The sequence below is a fragment of the Bacteroides sp. NGMCC 1.200775 genome (genome assembly GCF_040798045.1).
Lineage (GTDB): Bacteria > Bacteroidota > Bacteroidia > Bacteroidales > Bacteroidaceae > Bacteroides > Bacteroides hominis.
The window spans coordinates 331,347-349,462 of the sequence record NZ_JASCQK010000001.1 but is presented as its reverse complement, the minus strand read 5'-3'; the positions used below and the strand labels follow the sequence as shown (position 1 = coordinate 349,462).

Annotated in this window: 16 protein-coding genes; 9 read left to right on the top strand and 7 right to left on the bottom strand. The window is 43.9% G+C overall.

Annotated features, from left to right (window positions below; translation table 11 throughout):
- Positions 1 to 46: 46 nt before the first annotated feature.
- The 4 genes from QK890_RS01565 to QK890_RS01550 all read left to right on the top strand — a co-directional run bounded on the left by QK890_RS01565 (position 47) and on the right by QK890_RS01550 (position 3,797).
- Positions 47 to 1,549 (top strand): glutamine synthetase family protein, encoded by a 1,503-nt coding sequence (locus QK890_RS01565; RefSeq protein WP_367627259.1) that lies wholly within the window; start codon positions 47 to 49, stop codon positions 1,547 to 1,549.
- Between the two features lie 87 nt (positions 1,550 to 1,636).
- Positions 1,637 to 2,215 carry a Crp/Fnr family transcriptional regulator gene (locus QK890_RS01560; RefSeq protein WP_022012736.1) on the top strand — a complete coding sequence of 193 codons (579 nt, stop codon included), beginning with the start codon at positions 1,637 to 1,639 and terminating at the stop codon, positions 2,213 to 2,215.
- A 71-nt stretch (positions 2,216 to 2,286) separates the two neighbouring features.
- Entirely contained in the window at positions 2,287 to 3,000 is a 714-nt protein-coding gene (locus QK890_RS01555) for an SDR family NAD(P)-dependent oxidoreductase (protein ID WP_005806030.1), read from the top strand.
- 203 nt (positions 3,001 to 3,203) lie between these two features.
- The gene (locus QK890_RS01550) at positions 3,204 to 3,797 is read left to right on the top strand and encodes a phosphatase PAP2 family protein (RefSeq protein WP_367627130.1); all 594 of its coding nucleotides are present in this window, start codon (positions 3,204 to 3,206) and stop codon (positions 3,795 to 3,797) included.
- Positions 3,798 to 3,879: 82 nt separating this feature from the next.
- Here the strand turns inward: QK890_RS01550 and QK890_RS01545 are convergent, their stop codons facing one another.
- The 6 genes from QK890_RS01545 to thiD form a co-directional block, all read right to left on the bottom strand.
- Positions 3,880 to 4,089, bottom strand: a complete 210-nt coding sequence (locus QK890_RS01545) for a winged helix-turn-helix domain-containing protein (protein ID WP_005777689.1) — start codon at positions 4,087 to 4,089, stop codon at positions 3,880 to 3,882.
- A 724-nt stretch (positions 4,090 to 4,813) separates the two neighbouring features.
- Positions 4,814 to 4,984 carry a hypothetical protein gene (locus tag QK890_RS01540; protein ID WP_005806034.1) on the bottom strand — a complete coding sequence of 57 codons (171 nt, stop codon included), beginning with the start codon at positions 4,982 to 4,984 and terminating at the stop codon, positions 4,814 to 4,816.
- Positions 4,985 to 5,024: 40 nt separating this feature from the next.
- Entirely contained in the window at positions 5,025 to 5,894 is an 870-nt protein-coding gene (gene sucD, locus QK890_RS01535) for a succinate--CoA ligase subunit alpha (RefSeq protein ID WP_367627129.1), read from the bottom strand.
- The gene (gene sucC, locus QK890_RS01530) at positions 5,891 to 7,039 is read right to left on the bottom strand and encodes an ADP-forming succinate--CoA ligase subunit beta (protein ID WP_367627128.1); all 1,149 of its coding nucleotides are present in this window, start codon (positions 7,037 to 7,039) and stop codon (positions 5,891 to 5,893) included. Before sucC ends, sucD begins: the two co-directional genes overlap by 4 nt.
- 255 nt (positions 7,040 to 7,294) lie before the next feature.
- Entirely contained in the window at positions 7,295 to 8,182 is an 888-nt protein-coding gene (gene fabD / locus QK890_RS01525) for an ACP S-malonyltransferase (RefSeq protein WP_367627127.1), read from the bottom strand.
- Between the two features lie 102 nt (positions 8,183 to 8,284).
- The gene (gene thiD, locus QK890_RS01520; protein WP_250719490.1) at positions 8,285 to 9,118 is read right to left on the bottom strand and encodes a bifunctional hydroxymethylpyrimidine kinase/phosphomethylpyrimidine kinase; all 834 of its coding nucleotides are present in this window, start codon (positions 9,116 to 9,118) and stop codon (positions 8,285 to 8,287) included.
- A 342-nt stretch (positions 9,119 to 9,460) separates the two neighbouring features.
- Between thiD and QK890_RS01515 the strand changes: the two genes are divergently transcribed.
- From QK890_RS01515 to xylE, 4 genes are all read left to right on the top strand, one after another.
- On the top strand, positions 9,461 to 10,192 hold the full coding sequence (locus QK890_RS01515) for an NUDIX domain-containing protein (RefSeq protein WP_005806044.1): 732 nt from the start codon (positions 9,461 to 9,463) through the stop codon (positions 10,190 to 10,192).
- 50 nt (positions 10,193 to 10,242) lie between these two features.
- Positions 10,243 to 11,748, top strand: coding sequence for a xylulokinase (locus QK890_RS01510; protein WP_367627126.1), 1,506 nt, complete (start codon positions 10,243 to 10,245; stop codon positions 11,746 to 11,748).
- Between the two features lie 92 nt (positions 11,749 to 11,840).
- Entirely contained in the window at positions 11,841 to 13,160 is a 1,320-nt protein-coding gene (gene xylA, locus QK890_RS01505) for a xylose isomerase (RefSeq protein ID WP_367627125.1), read from the top strand.
- Positions 13,161 to 13,224: 64 nt separating this feature from the next.
- The gene (gene xylE / locus QK890_RS01500; protein ID WP_022012729.1) at positions 13,225 to 14,673 is read left to right on the top strand and encodes a D-xylose transporter XylE; all 1,449 of its coding nucleotides are present in this window, start codon (positions 13,225 to 13,227) and stop codon (positions 14,671 to 14,673) included.
- Between the two features lie 555 nt (positions 14,674 to 15,228).
- On the opposite strand, the gene QK890_RS01495 is transcribed toward xylE, so the two are convergent.
- Positions 15,229 to 16,437, bottom strand: coding sequence for a nucleotide pyrophosphatase/phosphodiesterase family protein (locus QK890_RS01495; protein ID WP_005806053.1), 1,209 nt, complete (start codon positions 16,435 to 16,437; stop codon positions 15,229 to 15,231).
- Between the two features lie 105 nt (positions 16,438 to 16,542).
- Here QK890_RS01495 and QK890_RS01490 point away from each other — a divergent pair, with 105 nt between their 5' ends.
- Positions 16,543 to 18,084, top strand: a complete 1,542-nt coding sequence (locus tag QK890_RS01490; RefSeq protein ID WP_005777718.1) for a carbon-nitrogen hydrolase family protein — start codon at positions 16,543 to 16,545, stop codon at positions 18,082 to 18,084.
- Positions 18,085 to 18,116: the final 32 nt, after the last annotated feature.

Here is an 18,116-nt window from a genome sequence, read left to right as displayed (position 1 = left end):
ATAATCTGTTAACCCCAATAATTAATGAAACAACAACTAACGTATGATGAATCAAGAATTATTAATGAGTCCCAATCATCTGGTGACATTTTTGCAAAAGCCTGCTGCTGAATTTACAAAAGCAGATATTATTTCCTATATCCAACAAAATGAAATCCGCATGGTCAACTTTATGTATCCTGCTGCGGACGGACGACTTAAAACATTGAATTTTGTAATAAACAACGCTGCCTATCTGGATGCTATCCTGACTTGTGGTGAACGAGTGGATGGATCAAGCCTGTTTCCTTTTATAGAGGCAGGGAGCAGTGATTTGTATGTAATTCCACGCTTCCGTACCGCATTCGTTGATCCATTTGCAGAATTACCTACACTCGTGATGCTTTGTTCTTTCTTTAATAAAGATGGAAAACCTCTGGAAAGTTCTCCCGAATATACCTTACACAAAGCTTGTAAAGCGTTCACGGAAGTAACAGGCATGGAGTTTCAGGCTATGGGAGAATTGGAGTATTATGTGATTGCCGAGGACGACGGAATGTTTCCGGCAACCGATCAGCGCGGTTATCATGAATCAGGACCTTATGCTAAATTCAATGATTTCCGTACACAATGTATGTCTTACATAGCTCAAACGGGTGGACAAATAAAATACGGGCATTCTGAAGTCGGTAATTTTATGCTTGACGATAAAGTCTACGAGCAAAATGAAATAGAATTTCTGCCAGTCCGTGCAGAAGATGCTGCCGACCAATTGATAATAGCCAAATGGATTATCCGCAACTTAGCTTACCAATATGGTTATGATATTACATTTGCTCCGAAAATTACAGTGGGCAAAGCTGGATCCGGATTACATATCCATATGCGCATGATGAAAGACGGACAGAACCAGATGCTAAAAGGTGGGATTCTTTCTGATACAGCTCGTAGAGCCATTGCGGGCATGATGCTGCTTGCCCCATCCATCACGGCTTTCGGAAATACAAATCCTACTTCATATTTCCGGCTTGTACCACATCAAGAGGCGCCGACTAATGTTTGTTGGGGCGATCGAAACCGTTCTGTATTGGTACGAGTTCCATTGGGATGGTCTGCTAAGACAGATATGTGTGCGTTAGCCAATCCATTGGAGTTGGACAGCCACTATGATACGACGCAAAAGCAGACAGTGGAAATGCGTTCACCGGACGGATCAGCCGATCTCTATCAATTACTGGCAGGACTTGCAGTGGCCTGTCGTCACGGTTTTGAGATAGACAACGCCTTAACCATTGCAGAGAAGACATACGTTAACGTAAATATCCATCAGAAAGAGAATGCTGATAAACTGAAAAACTTAGCACAACTACCGGATAGCTGTGCGGCATCAGCAGACTGCTTACAGAAACAACGGACTGTATTTGAACAGTATAATGTATTCAGCCCTGCTATGATTGATGGCATTATCAGTAGATTACGAAGCTATAATGATGCTACCCTGCGTATAGAGATACAGGGCAAACCGGAGGAGATGCTGGCATTAGTAAGCAAGTACTTCCATTGCGGATAAAGTCCCCAAAAGATCATTTTAATGCGGATTGAGTATCATAGTTCAGTCCGCATTATTTATATTCGCACTTCAAAATGAAATTATATCATGGAAGAAGCAAAAGATTTCAATAAGTATACATCGAAGGTTAACTTTGCCCCCATTACAGATTTTGTACTTCAAAATGGGCAACTTACCCAATATCAAAAAGGAGATTTCTTTTGCCGACAAAATGAATCCTGCAAATTGATGGGGTATGTGGCAGAAGGTTCTTTCCGCTATTGCTGTACCAACAGTCGGGGAGAAAATAAAATTGTAGGCTATACATTCGAACACTCGTTTGTGGGTAATTATCCGGCATTCCGTTTAGGAGATAATTCAAATGTAGATATACAAGCCATTTGTAACTGCACTGTTTATATAGTAAACAACAGACAGTTAGAGGAATTCTATGACCGGGACGACACGAATCTGAAATTGGGCAGACATATAGCTGAAATATTGTTATGGGAAGTATATGAACGGATGATATCGATGTACAGCATGACGCCCGAAGAACGATATAGGGAGATACTTGAACGTTGTCCCGGACTGTTGAATTTGATTTCATTGAAGGAACTGGCATCCTATCTGATGATATGTCCGGAAACACTCAGCCGTCTTCGAAGAAAGTTAGTACAAAAATAAAATCTTGATTTCAGTCAAGATTCATTTGTTCCGATCCCAATACCTTTGTGTAAGCATTAAAAAGAATAAAAATGAAAAAGGTTATCATAATAGGAGCTACATCCGGGATCGGCAGAGGATTGGCAGAACGGTTTATTCAGGAAGGGAATATGGTTGGCATAACGGGACGAAGGGAAAATAAACTGCAAGAGCTTTGTTCACAAAATAAAAACTGTTTTTATACCATATCAGATGTTACAAAGGAAACTGATACAATCCGGCAACTCAATAATCTTGTGGACAGAATGGGAGGTATGGATATACTCGTGTTCTGTTCGGGGGTAGGGGAACTAAACCCTGAGCTCGATTATAATTTAGAGAGACCGGCTCTTTTGACCAATGTTATCGGATTCACCAATGTGGCAGACTGGGCATTTTATTTTTTCCAGAGACAAGAATCGGGGCATCTGGTTACAATTTCCTCTGTAGGCGGGATGCGTGGTGAAGGAATAGCACCGGCATACAATGCTTCGAAAGCCTATCAAATCAATTATACGGAAGGCTTGAGGAAGAAAGCAGCCAAGCTATCTTACCCCATTCACATTACGGACATACGCCCAGGATTCGTAGACACAGCGATGGCTAAAGGAGAGGGGTTGTTTTGGGTCACTCCACTACAGAAAGCCGTACAACAGATATACCGGGCGATCTTTCGGAAAAGAAAAGTTGTATACATCTCAAGAAGGTGGAGATATGTAGCAATGCTTTTGAGAATAATGCCTGCTTCTATTTATTGTAAAATGTGACAGCAGAAGTAGGGCTCCGGTTTTTCTGACATTTGACAGATTGAGTTATCTACTTTCGTTCGATCTTTGCTGCTCCCGGAATATTTATTAATATGAATGTTATAATAAGACAAATAATATTTTCATATTAATTGTTCCTAATGTCTTCTGCATCAAAAGAATTATCTTTGTAGGCATATACTATAAACCTATAATAGAACGAAATGAGTCCACGTAAATTAATACTTTGGCTATTTGCCTGTACCCTTATAGTATGTGCCCTGCGGGCCGGGTTATTGACAAGTGCAGATCAATATATCTATCATCTGCGGAATATGCATGCTTCGACTTTTGCATATCGGTATGATGATTTTCTACCCTATCTACCGATTGTTGTCATGTTTATATTGAAACTTGCAGGAGTAAAAAGTCGTAGTAACTGGAAACGTATGCTCGTTTCAACTGCATTTGCGTATGTCTTGATGGGAGCAGTAGTCATCTCCATGAAATCATTGGCGGGTGTTCTCCGTCCAGACGGTTCGGATTTTCTTTCCTTCCCTTCAGGCCATACGGCTACTGCTTTTACGGCTGCTACTCTTTTATATAAAGAATATGGCTTCAAGACTCCTTTAGCCACCATTGCCACTTTCCTGCCGGCTGTTGTTACCGGCTTCACACGACAATTAAACAATCGTCATTGGCTAAGTGACGTATTGGCCGGTGTTACCATTGGCATCATGATGGTAGAGTTAGCTTATTTTCTGACAAATTTAATTTTTAGGAAGGAGAGTGACACGCATACTTGTCCTAAATCGTAAGAAATATAATAGGGATTATCCGGTGACGAATAATCCCTATTATATTTCTTAGACTCTGACAGTCAATTCTCTTAAAGTAAAATCAGAAAGCATCATGACTGACATATAGCAGATAGTTGTGTCTCTGAATAAAAATATTATTTTCTCTGGCTAACCAACCTACTGCAAGTGCAACATCTTCAGCGCTGAGGTTAATTTTCCGACTAAGTTCCTGAATAGATATTTTTCCCCTCATTTCATTCAGGGTGCGCCATACTTTGCCGGCGTTTTCTCCAATTGTTTCTAATTCCATTTTACATTATTTGGTTATGTTCCTAATATACAGAAAAACATTCAAATACAGAATTTTTAAGTCATGTTTTTATTCTGGTTTTGCATTTTTTAGTGTAAATCTCAAGTACTCTTTACCGGATAATCCGGCTTTGGAACAAGAAGAGTAAAATAAACCATATTTGTGCAAATAATAAGGGGGATTAACTAAAAAAGGAGTCCGCGATAATCCCGGCCTCCTTTTTCAAACGTTTTTTTCAATCAAACTCTGTTTTATAATCCTTTATTCATGGAGCATTACATAGCCCCAAATCATAGAATCGGAATTACCGATTCTATCAAACAATCTTTTTACCCATTTCATAATCTCAAATTTTTATGTTATACCTTGAAAACATTACAAATGTAAGGGAGAAATATGACGATTGAATTGACGTAGGATAAAAAGGCTGTTTTAAACTGTTTGTTTTTGATGTATGTCAATGATTGCAGGATAATCCTGTTGCATCTTATCAAAGAATAACCCGACAAAGAGTAAATGTGAAAATAAATAGTTAAAAGATGGATGAAAACGGAACAAAGTAGATAAAATACCGTCTTATTATAAATGTTATACAACTGATAAAGTGAGGGAGCCGTACACCCTTTATGCGTAGCCATTCCCGAAGGTAGCCGGGAGTATTCTATTTCCTTTGAAAAAGCCCGTACAATTTTTGTACGGGCCTTTTATTATACAGAAAAGTGATTCAATCGTTATTATCTTCCTCGTCGTCGACCAAATTATTAAGTTCCACTTCCAGATCAACCAACTCTTGCTCCCATATCTTCAGTATCTCTCTGGGGGTATCTTTGGGAGCTTTCTTAATTCTTTCCTGAGCAAGAGATACCTCATGCTCTAATTCCTTGCGCCTGCTCATATCGTTAAGTCTATAAGTTTGATGAATTAAAATGATTTGTTCAAAAACGACCCTTTAACAGGTCCGGTATTTCCGAAGGTTCGCCAGCGACCCTGATTCCTGCAATCTCCAATGCTGAAATTTTTTCGGCAGCAGAACCGGAACTTCCGGATATAATGGCTCCGGCATGTCCCATCTGTTTGCCCGGCGGGGCAGATTGCCCTGCAATAAATGCTACTACAGGTTTAGTTACATGTTCACGAATATATGCTGCGGCCAGTTCTTCAGCATTTCCTCCGATCTCACCAATCATAACAATAGCATCTGTTTGAGGGTCATTCTGTAACATTGCCAATAATTCGCGGAAATAAAGTCCGACAACAGGATCTCCTCCCATGCCGATAGCGGTGGATTGCCCCATACCTTCGGCTGTGAGATGTGACACGATTTCGTAAGTCAGTGTTCCGCTTCGGCTTATCACTCCTATATTGCCCGGACTGAATACCTGTCCGGGAAGAATACCTACCAGACTTTTCCCCGGAGAGATAAGCCCCGGACAGTTTGGTCCAATCAGTTTTGCCCCTTTCTGTTCAGCAAACCGATAGGCTTTTATCACGTCCAGTGTCGGAATTCCTTCTGTAATGCAAATAATCAATTGGATACCTGCGTCGGCAGCCTCCATAATAGCATCAGCAGCAAAACAGGCCGGTACAAAAATAATAGATGTATTGGCCTGTGTGCGACGGACAGCTTCATACATGGTATTGAATACCGGAAAGGTATCATCTACCATTGTGCCTCCTTTTCCGGGCGATGTGCCACCCACTACATTAGTTCCATATTCAGCCATCTTTTTTGCATGAAAGAGTCCGTCCCTGCCTGTAATTCCCTGTACCAGGAGTCGGGTGGATTTATCAATAAGTATGCTCATATCGATTCTTTTTTTGATGATTCTACAGCCATCCGAGTAGCTTCTTCCATTGTTTGTGCTACCTGAAAACGACTATTTTTACTCAATAATTCACGTCCCATACGTTCGTTCGTACCCGTTAGTCGTACAATAATAGGGATATCCGTATGTATCTGGTCAAATGCCTGCAATAGTCCGACAGCCACGTCATCACCTCGGGTGATGCCACCGAAAATGTTGATAAAGACAACCTTTACCTTTTTATCATCCAGCAATAATTTCATTGCTTCTATTACTTTGATAGGATTCGAGCTACCGCCAATATCAAGAAAATTTGCCGGATTACCTCCATAAAGTTTAATCATATCCATGGTTGCCATAGCTAAACCGGCTCCGTTAACCATACAGCCAATTTCGCCATCCATACGGACATAACTGAATCCCCTCTCTTTGGCAATAGCTTCAAGCTTTTCATCTTCTGTAGGTTCTGATAGTTTCTGCAAATCCGAATGACGGTAAAGTGCGTTATCATCAAACACCACTTTCGCATCAATTGCCAGTAATGTACCCGTAGGGGTAAGTACCAATGGATTAATCTCAGCCAGTGAGGCATCCTTTTCAATAAATGCTTTGTAAAGGTTTTGAATAATGGTTGTCATCCGATTGGCCTGCTCTGCTTGTTCGAATAGAGAGAAAGCAAATTTACGTGCCAGATAATCGGGAATCCCGACCAGAGGATCAATGTTGTAACGCATTATTTTTTCGGGATATTGACGAGCCACTTCCTCAATGTCCATGCCACCGGCTGCACTCATGATCAGTACAACAGAACGTGTATTACGATCTATCGTAAAACTGATATAATATTCTGCGGCGATATTGATGGCTTCACTAAGAAGGACTTTGGTTACGGGATATCCTTTAATGGTCATCCCCAAAATCGTTTGAGCATATTGATAGACATCTCTGTCGTTATCGGCAAGTTTTACCCCACCGGCTTTTCCACGGCCCCCGGTCAATACTTGTGCCTTAATTGCGACCCGGTTTACACCCATACGGTGGTAAGCGGCTACAGCGCCGTCTGCAGTATGGCACAAAGCATGTTTTTCGACAGGTATTCCGTAAGAGGAGAAAATCTCTTTTGCCTGATATTCGTGTACTTTCATTGGACAAATAGGTTTGTTTCTAATTATAACAAAAGCATAGGCAAAAAGGTTGCAAAGCACTCAGGACACGCCAGATATGTCCACCCATCGGATTCACATGTGCAAAATGGATATAAAGGCAACTGGATATCTCCTTAAAACCAGAAGAAAGATTGTAAAATCAAGATATCGGATATGTTATTTTAAAAAAGTAACACCGAAACCCTATAGAAAGAGTTTCGGTGTTGTATTTAGAAAAAGTCTTCAAAAAGACTTTTATGCAATTCCGTGAGCAGATACTGTAGAGTCGATCTTCTTGATCAGCCCTTGTAATACGGCGCCCGGCCCACATTCTGTGAAGTCGGTAGCACCGTCGGCAACCATATTCTTTACGGTTTGAGTCCAGCGTACAGAAGCTGTCAATTGAGCAACCAAATTCTTTTTGATTTCTTGCGGATCTGTATGAGGCAGAGCATCCACATTCTGGTAAACCGGACATTTCGGAGTGTGGACTTCGGTTGCGTTGATAGCAGCTTCCAGTTCTACTTTGGCAGGATCCATCAGAGGAGAGTGGAACGCTCCACCTACCTTCAGCGGAAGTGCACGTTTTGCTCCGGCTGCCTTCATCAGTTCGCAAGCTTTCTCGATTCCCGGTACAGATCCGGAAATTACAATCTGTCCCGGACAGTTGTAGTTAGCCGGTACACAAACTTCGCTTTCGGCGGCAACAGCCGCACAGATTTCTTCTACTTTCTCATCAGGCAGAGCGATAATGGCAGCCATTGTAGAAGGAGTAGCTTCACAAGCCTTCTGCATTGCCATGGCACGTGCATAAACCAGTTTCAAACCGTCCTCAAAAGAAAGAGCACCGGCAGCAACCAATGCAGAAAACTCACCCAAAGAGTGTCCGGCAGTCATTTCCGGTTTGAAATCTTCCCCCATGCAAAGCGCAGAGATAACAGAATGAAGGAATACAGCAGGTTGGGTAACCTTGGTCTGGCGGAGGTCTTCGTCAGTACCGTTGAACATAATATCTGTAATGCGATATCCCAGGATATCATTTGCTTTTTCAAACAATTCTTTTGCTAAAGCTGAAGTTTCATACAGGTCTTTGCCCATACCTACGAACTGGGCGCCTTGACCGGGGAATACAAATGCTTTCATATTTTTGTTTTTTAATTTAATTTGCGGGTGCAAAGTTATATATTTTTGCAATATGATAGCACAGAATTGACAAAATTGTGCAATAGAGAAGTGTTTTTCGGTTTATTCCTCTTCTTTATCTTCCCATATACTGGCTTTTTCCGGTCCCCAGAAATGACACAACGGGCCGTTGCCATGACCGACAATTATTTCTTTTCCGGCATCAATGGCCCTGCTGACATATGTTTTAGCTTTGCCTACTGCCTGATCCATTGGAAGTCCTGATGCCAGATAGGTGGCGATTGAAGAAGAGAGAGTACATCCAGTACCATGTAAATTCCGGCTTTCTATTTTTCTCTCCTTATATATATAGGTGTTTCCGCCCGCAAACAATACATCCTGCATTTCGTTTCCCTGCAAGTGTCCTCCTTTCACCAATACCGCAGTATGATACATCGTGGAGAGCGTCCGGGCCGCATCTATCATCTCTTCCACTGTGGTTATTTTCATTCCTGTCAGCACTTCCGTTTCATCCAGATTGGGAGTTATCAGGGTTGTTTGCGGGATAAGTTCTTCTTTAATCGACTGTATTGCATCGTCAGTCATTAATTTCCGCCCACTGGTAGACACCATAACGGGGTCATAAACCACCGGGCGGTGAGGGTATTTTCGTAAGCAATCCGCAATCACTTTTACGAGGAGCGGTTCACTTACCATACCTATTTTCAGAGTATCTGGACATAAGTCGTCCATTACCGCTTCAATCTGTCCCTGCACAATCCCAGCGGGAACCGTGTGTACAGCCTTCACTCCCCTTGTATCTTGTACGGTGACTGCGGTAATCACCGATGCCGCGTATGCGCCCAGAGCAGAAATCGTTTTAATATCTGCCTGTATACCCGCCCCTCCCGAACAATCGGAACCGGCAATAGAAAGAACAACCGGATAACGTTTCATCTTAGTTTTTTTTAATAATTCTACAACAAAGATAGGATAAAAACAAAGAAGATACAAAATGACACACCTTATAAAATACAATAAGTCCGCCGTAAAACCAATGGTCTGCCATCAATCGAAAGAGCTGATTATAAAGTATCCCCGTCTTTTTGTACTTTCTACAATTACTATCTTTCCTGGAAGGTAGAAATACATATTGTTGTCTATACAATAAGATGAATACTCCTTAGTGTAAAACATACGATATGTATATATATGAAAAACAATGCTTTATAGCATATAATTTAATTGCTTACCAGATGAAAATATCTCTATATTTGCAATGTTCAAAGACTAAATATTATGCATGACATACCGAAACAAACCCCATTGGCAAACAATCATATCTCAGTAGACTGTGTAGTGATTGGTTTTGACGGAGAGCAACTCAAAGTCCTGTTGATTAAGCGGGTAGGAGAGGAAAACGGAGAAGTTTACCATGATATGAAGCTTCCCGGGAGCCTGATCTACATGGATGAAGACCTGGACGAAGCAGCACAACGTGTTTTATTTGAACTGACAGGTATCCGGAGCGTCAACCTGATGCAATTTAAAGCATTTGGTTCTAAGAACCGGACGAGCAATCCTAAAGATGTGCGTTGGTTGGAACGGGCAATGCAATCGAAAGTAGAGCGCATTGTCACCATAGCGTATCTATCGATGGTAAAGATAGACCGGGCGTTGGACAAAAACCTGGATGAGTTCCAGGCCTGTTGGGTGGCACTGAAAGACATAAAGACGTTGGCTTTTGACCATAATCTGATTATCAGAGAAGCGCTGATTTATATCCGGCAATTTGTGGAGTTCAATCCTTCGATGCTGTTTGATCTGCTGCCGCGCAAGTTTACCGCTTCCCAACTTCGGATCTTGTTCGAACTGGTATACGACAAAGCAGTGGATGTACGCAACTTCCATAAAAAGATAGCCTTGATGGAGTACGTCGTACCATTGGAAGAAAAACAAACCGGAGTGGCCCACCGGGCAGCCCGCTATTATAAATTCGACAAAAAGATATATAATAAGGTAAGACGGTAAGTCTTATGGAGATTTTATTTTAAATCACAAATTAATTAATAAACAAGATCATGTTTTTATTAGGGTATGACATAGGCAGCTCGTCCGTCAAAGCGAGCTTAGTAGATGCCGGGACAGGCAAATGTGTCGCTTCCGCATTCTTTCCGAAAACGGAGGCAGGCATTATTGCCGTACGCTCCGGATGGGCAGAACAGGAACCGGAAGACTGGTGGGAGAATCTGAAACTCTCCACACAGTCCGTCCTTTCAGAATCGGGGATAGCTGCCGGAGACATCAAGGCCATCGGCATCTCTTATCAGATGCACGGCCTGGTATGTGTAGACAGACAGCAGCGCGTGCTGCGCCCGGCTATAATCTGGTGCGATTCGCGTGCGGTCCCCTATGGACAAAAGGCGTTCGAAACAATCGGAGAGGAGTTTTGCCTTGCGCACTTGCTCAATTCTCCCGGCAATTTTACCGCTTCTAAACTGGCATGGATAAAGGAAAACGAGCCGCACATTTACGCACAGATTGATAAAATTATGTTGCCGGGTGATTATATTGCCATGAAACTGAGCGGAGAAATCTGTACGACAGTCGAAGGGCTTTCCGAAGGTATGCTTTGGGATTTCCGGAATGACCGTACGGCAGATTTCCTAATGCAATATTATGGGTTCGATTCCTCTCTGATAGCCGACATCCGGCCAACTTTCGCCGAACAGGGACTATTAACCGGGAGTGCTGCCCGGGAACTTGGATTGCAGGAAGGTACACCGATCACTTACCGTGCTGGCGACCAACCTAACAACGCTCTTTCATTGAATGTATTTAATCCGGGTGAAATAGCTTCCACTGCCGGAACGTCGGGAGTCGTATACGGAGTAAACGGGGAAATCAGCTATGATCCGCAGTCGCGTGTCAACACCTTTGCGCATGTCAATCATACTGCCGCGAATCCACGTCTGGGTGTATTGCTTTGCATCAACGGAACAGGAATTCTCAATTCGTGGATAAAACGCAATGTCGCTCCGGAAGGCATTTCATATACAGAGATGAACCGCCTTGCTTCACAGGTTCCGGTTGGCAGTGCAGGCATCAGCATTCTGCCTTTTGGTAACGGGGCGGAACGCATGCTGAACAACCGGACGACCGGTTGCAGTTTTCACGGAATTGACTTCAACATGCATGACAAGGCGCATTTGATCCGTGCGGCACAGGAAGGCATCGTCTTTTCCTTTAAATATGGTATCGATATTATGGAAGGAATGGGTATCCCTGTCGAAAAGATCCATGCCGGACATGCCAATATGTTTCTCAGCTCCATTTTTCGTGAGACATTGGCCGGCACGACGGGAGCTACCATCGAACTTTATAACACAGATGGTGCTGTCGGCGCAGCCAAGGGTGCCGGGATGGGAGCGGGCATCTACAAAAATCATCAAGAGGCTTTCGCGTCACTCGACAAGCTGGAAGTCGTTGAACCCGATCCGGCCCGGCAACAGGAATATGCCGATGCATATGGACGTTGGAAACAATGCCTGGCCCGATCTATGCAGATGAATAAAGAAAACGAATAATCATAAGATAAAAAAATGAATCATCAAAGCTGTCTCCTGTGCCTTCTCCAAATGAAGAAGGAGTGGGCGAAGCTCCTAAAACTTTAAATAATATGGCAACAAAAGAGTACTTCCCGGGTATAGGGAAAATTAAGTTCGAAGGTAAAGATAGTAAGAACCCGATGGCATTTCGTTATTACGATGCCGAGAAAGTGATTAACGGCCGCAAGATGAAAGACTGGCTGAAGTTTGCAATGGCGTGGTGGCATACACTTTGTGCCGAGGGCGGTGACCAGTTTGGAGGCGGAACCAAACAATTTTCATGGAACGGTGACCCTGATCCCTTACAGGCAGCCAAGAACAAGATGGATGCAGGTTTTGAGTTTATGCAGAAGATGGGTATTGGATATTATTGTTTCCACGATGTAGACTTGGTTGCAGAAGCTGATACCATCGAGGCCTATGAAGTCAACCTGAAAGAGATGGTTGCCTACGCAAAGCAGAAGCAGGCCGAAACCGGTATCAAACTATTGTGGGGAACAGCCAATGTATTCAGCCATGCCCGTTACATGAACGGTGCGGCTACCAATCCCGATTTCGATGTTGTGGCCCGTGCTGCTGTTCAGATTAAGAATGCGATTGACGCCACTATAGAACTGGGGGGGACAAACTATGTCTTTTGGGGCGGACGCGAAGGATATATGTCGCTGCTGAATACCGACCAGAAACGAGAAAAAGAACATCTGGCACAAATGCTCACCATTGCCCGTGACTATGGCCGCGCACAAGGTTTCAAAGGCACCTTCCTGATTGAGCCGAAACCCATGGAGCCGACCAAGCACCAGTATGATGTCGACACCGAAACCGTCATCGGTTTCCTGAAAGCTCACGGGCTGGAACGCGACTTCAAAGTGAACATTGAAGTGAACCATGCCACCCTTGCGGGACATACATTTGAACACGAACTGGCAGTGGCTGTAGATAACGGTATGTTAGGATCTATCGATGCAAACCGCGGCGACTATCAGAATGGATGGGATACCGACCAGTTCCCGATTGATAACTTCGAACTGACACAAGCCATGATGCAGATTATCCGTAATGACGGATTGGGCAACGGCGGAACAAACTTCGACGCCAAGACCCGCCGGAACTCTACCGATCCGGAGGATATTTTCATTGCCCACATTGCCGGAATGGACGCGATGGCACGTGCTTTGGAAAGCGCAGCCAATCTGCTCAATGAATCTCCTTACCGGAAGATGCTGTCCGAACGCTATGCCTCGTTCGATACAGGTAAAGGGAAAGAGTTTGAAGAAGGTAAAATGTCTCTGGATGAACTTGTTGCTTATGCAAAATCCAATGGTGAGCCGAAACAAATCAGTGGTAAACAAGAGTTGTATGAAGCGCTCGTTAACATATACTCACTATAAGTCCGTACAATGCGGTTTGCAGACAGTTTCCGTCTGCAAACCGTAATTCAAAAAAGCTAATGCCATGAATCATACCAACGAAGGTAGCAAGCTCTACCTGTATTCCATCACATCGGTAGCCATCCTGGGCGGACTGTTGTTCGGCTATGACACCGCTGTGATTTCGGGAGCTGAGAAAGGGCTCGAAGCCTTCTTCCTCACAGCCACAGATTTTCAATACGACAAAGTGATGCACGGCATCACCTCTTCAAGTGCACTGATTGGTTGCGTACTGGGTGGTGCATTGTCCGGCATCTTTGCATCACGGTTGGGTCGCCGCAACTCGCTGCGACTGGCTGCCGTTCTCTTTTTCCTTTCGGCACTGGGGTCATATTACCCCGAGTTCCTGTTCTTTGAATATGGAAAAGCTGATATGAACCTGCTTATAGCCTTTAACCTTTACCGCATCGTAGGTGGTATCGGTGTGGGGCTGGCATCTGCCGTCTGTCCGATGTATATTGCCGAAATAGCACCATCCAATATCCGGGGTACACTGGTGTCCTGCAATCAGTTTGCCATTATTTTCGGCATGCTGGTAGTCTACTTTGTAAACTTCTTGATTTTGGGTGACCACCAAAATCCGATCATCCTGAAAGATGCCGCCGGTACACTTTCCGTCAGCAGCGAATCGGATATGTGGACCGTAACCGAAGGATGGCGATACATGTTTGGTTCCGAAGCTTTTCCGGCTGCCTTCTTCGGCATGCTGCTCTTCTTTGTACCCAAAACTCCCCGCTATCTGGTGATGATCGATCAGGATCAGAAAGCATATTCCATTCTAAAGAAAGTGAACGGAGCCGCCAAGGCACAAGAAATCTTGGCGGATATAAAGGCTACTTCGCAGGAAAAGGCAGAAAAGCTGTTCACTTATGGCGCAACAGTGATTGTCATCGGTATTCTGCTTTCCGTCTTCCAGCAGGCCATCGGCATCAATGCCGTGCTTTATTACGCACCTCGAATATTCGAAAATGCCGGCGCCGAAGGGGGAGGAATGATGCAAACCGTCATTATGGGGATTGTCAACATTATCTTCACACTGGTAGCCATCTTTACCGTTGACCGTTTCGGTCGTAAGCCCTTACTCATCATCGGGTCCATCGGTATGGCGGCCGGGGCATTCGCCGTTGCCTTGTGCGACAGCATGGGCGTTAAGGGGATACTTCCCGTGCTGTCGGTAATTGTATACGCAGCCTTTTTCATGATGTCGTGGGGACCTATTTGCTGGGTACTGATATCCGAAATCTTCCCCAACACCATCCGTGGCAAAGCCGTAGCCATTGCCGTAGCATTTCAATGGATATTCAATTACATTGTTTCGTCCACCTTCCCTGCCCTCTATGATTTCAGTCCGATGTTTGCTTACAGCCTTTATGGGGTCATTTGTGTGATTGCCGCACTGTTTGTATGGCGTTGGGTGCCCGAAACCAAAGGAAAGACATTGGAAGATATGAGTAAACTTTGGAAAAAACATTGATGGGAGAGGATTCTTGCCCCATTCCACTTTGAAAGCAGAATGGTCTGAATACTGACCGAATGTAGCATATACTTATCTATTGCTGACATGCACTTTTTATGAATCCGGCGAACCGGAAGCGTAATAACACGAAGCCTATAGTCCTACCCCTTTCAGAAGTAACGTGAGAGGGGTAGAACAATAGGCTTTCGGACAAATTACAGTAAGCAAAGAGAGAAAATGGTTACTGCATTTGCTCATTATGCCGTAACCATCCCGTCCGGATGATTACTACATTTGCCCCATATGGTATAATGATATTATAAAATGGTAAGAACGCAGACCTTTTTTCTCTATTTGAGCGCAAAAGATCAACAAGCGAAAAATAGAAAAAAGATCACTGTTTAGAGTCAACTTCGATCATAAAGATTAAAATAACGCAAGCCTGTTGTGCATATTGTAATAAATACGCGCAATAGGCTTGCATTCTTAAATAGACTGATTCAAATTCCGGGCGTTTTTTTTGTCCGCCTTGCCCGTTGGACAGAAATATGCTATTCTACACGCAGTAGATTATCAAAAAGACAGATCTTTCAGAATGTCTTTTATCCTTTCAAACTGTCCGTCCGTTTTCTCCGGAGTGATCTTCATCAAATACGCCAGTAACGGATAAATATCTACATTGACAAAACCTTTCGATTCATATCCTTCCTTAAAATCGGGACCGCAGGCACGAAACATTACTTGCATATCCGGACTTTGCGGAAAATAACCATGAGCACCTTTCAGCGCACGCGGCACGTCGGTAAATTGCCATCCCAATTCGGGAGCCACTACAATATCTCCAACACGGTCACTGCTTCCGTAATTCAGCTCAGCAGGAATCTCTTCTTTTTTCCAAACATGGATGTGGGCTACATTCTTTAAAGCATTGTATACCGAGTCACGATATTCCGGCTTGGTAAAGATAGAAGTCGGTGTCCGCCCGTCTACCGCTTCGCACCATTCCGGACGCAGATATTTATTCATATCTACCACCCGGTCGTCACTGATTTCCGTCATCCCATGATCGGCAGTAACAATCAGGTTGACATCTTTTCCGAAGGGGAGAGCAGCGATTCCCTGTCGCAACATTCCTATCAGACTATCCATACGATGTACGATAGCGGCAGCTTCCGCGCTGTGAGGACCATGATGATGCGTCACTCCATCCGGCTCCTCAAAGTAAAGCATAACAAAACGGGGACGTTCCGCTTCCGGCTTTCTCAGCAGAGCGATGGTCGAATCTACCCGTTGCTCAAAAGTAAGACGGGGCTTTTCTGCATATTCCCGGTAATAAGTGGGGTAGCAACCTTTAATGGCAATATCCGAACCTACCCAATAGATGTTTCCTGTTTTTACACCTTGCTTCTGGGCTGTTATCCAAATCGGTTCACCCAGATAATAGTCGGGATTGTTTCGTGTGGCAGGATCTCCCATGGAGTATTGCCGATGCCGTTTTACATCCCAGAAAGTGTTGTTGATAATACCGTTATGGTCAGGTACCAGCCCCGTAGCCAATGTATAATGGTTGGGGAAAGTAGATGCCGGATAGGAGGGGAGCATAGTTGCCTTAACCCCTTCGCGGGCCATCTGGTTCAGGTTAGGGGTATCATACATCTCCGGGTAATCCCAGCGGAAGGCATCCAACGAAACAATTACGGTGTAGTGCGGAGCCTTGTCCTGCGCTGCCAAAGTAAAAATAAAGAAAACATAGCAGCAGAAAGAAATAATAAATTTACGCATACTCTTGATAGTTGTTATGAAGTGCAAAGGTATAAAATTATATGAAAGCTGTCCGGTTATAAAGATAAAGCTTACCTTTGCAACGTTTTTTTAATACAAGTTACTATGGATTATCCTCATAAAATTAATAAGGTACAGATCCGTAACCTCCAGATTGAAGATTACGCTCAATTATCCCAATCGTTTACACGTGTATATTCGGACGGAAGTGATGTCTTCTGGACACACGGACAGATTGAGAAACTAATCAAGATTTTCCCCGAAGGGCAGATTGTAACCGTAGTCGACGAGAAGATCGTTGGCTGTGCACTCTCTATCATTGTAGATTATGATAAAGTGAAGAACGACCACACTTATGCCCAAGTCACAGGGAAGGAGACTTTCAATACCCACACAGCCCAAGGAAATATCCTATATGGCATCGAGGTCTTTATTCATCCCGAATATCGCGGATTACGGTTGGCACGGCGCATGTACGAATATCGCAAAGAACTTTGCGAAACGCTTAACCTGAAAGCGATCATGTTTGGCGGACGTATTCCGAATTACCATAAATATGCTGACAAGATGCGTCCCAAAGAGTATATTGACCGCGTACGCCAGCGGGAAATCTACGACCCGGTGCTCACTTTTCAACTTTCCAATGATTTCCACGTTCGGAAGGTGATGACCAATTATCTGCCGAATGATGAAGAATCCAAACATTATGCTTGCCTGTTGCAATGGGATAACATTTACTATCAGCCCCCTACACAGGAATACCTCGCTCCCAAAACGACGGTTCGCGTAGGATTGGTGCAATGGCAGATGCGCAGTTACAAAACTTTGGACGACCTTTTCGAACAAGTAGAATTTTTCGTTGATGCCGTATCCGACTATAAAAGCGACTTTGTGCTTTTCCCCGAATACTTTAATGCGCCACTGATGTCAAAGTACAATGATAAAGGCGAATCACAAGCTATCCGCGGACTGGCCCAATATACCGAGGAAATCCGTGACCGCTTTATCAATCTGGCAATCAGCTACAATATCAATATCATTACGGGCAGCATGCCGCTAATAAAAGAGGACGGACTGTTGTACAACGCCGGTTTCCTCTGCCGGCGTGACGGAACTTACGAAATGTATGAAAAGCTTCATGTCACTCCGGACGAGATAAAGAGCTGGGGACTGAGCGGGGGCAAACAGTTGAAAACATTCGAAACAGACTGTGCCAAGATCGGCATATTGATTTGTTATGATGTAGAGTTTCCCGAACTTTCCCGGCTGATGGCCGACCAGGGAATGCAGATTCTGTTTGTGCCGTTCCTCACCGATACTCAAAATGCTTATTCACGTGTACGGGTCTGTGCACAGGCACGTGCCATTGAGAACGAATGTTTTGTTGTAATAGCCGGCAGCGTAGGCAATCTTCCCCGTGTACATAACATGGACATTCAGTATGCCCAGTCTGGGGTATTTACACCTTGCGACTTTGCCTTCCCGACGGACGGAAAGCGCGCCGAAGCCACTCCAAATACGGAAATGATCCTGGTTTCGGACGTAGATCTCGATTTGCTGAACGAGTTGCATACTTATGGCAGTGTACGTAACCTGAAAGATCGCCGGAACGATGTATATGAAGTGAGATTTAAGAAGCCGCAATAGATTTTGTCTATTATCCGATAGATATTATAAAT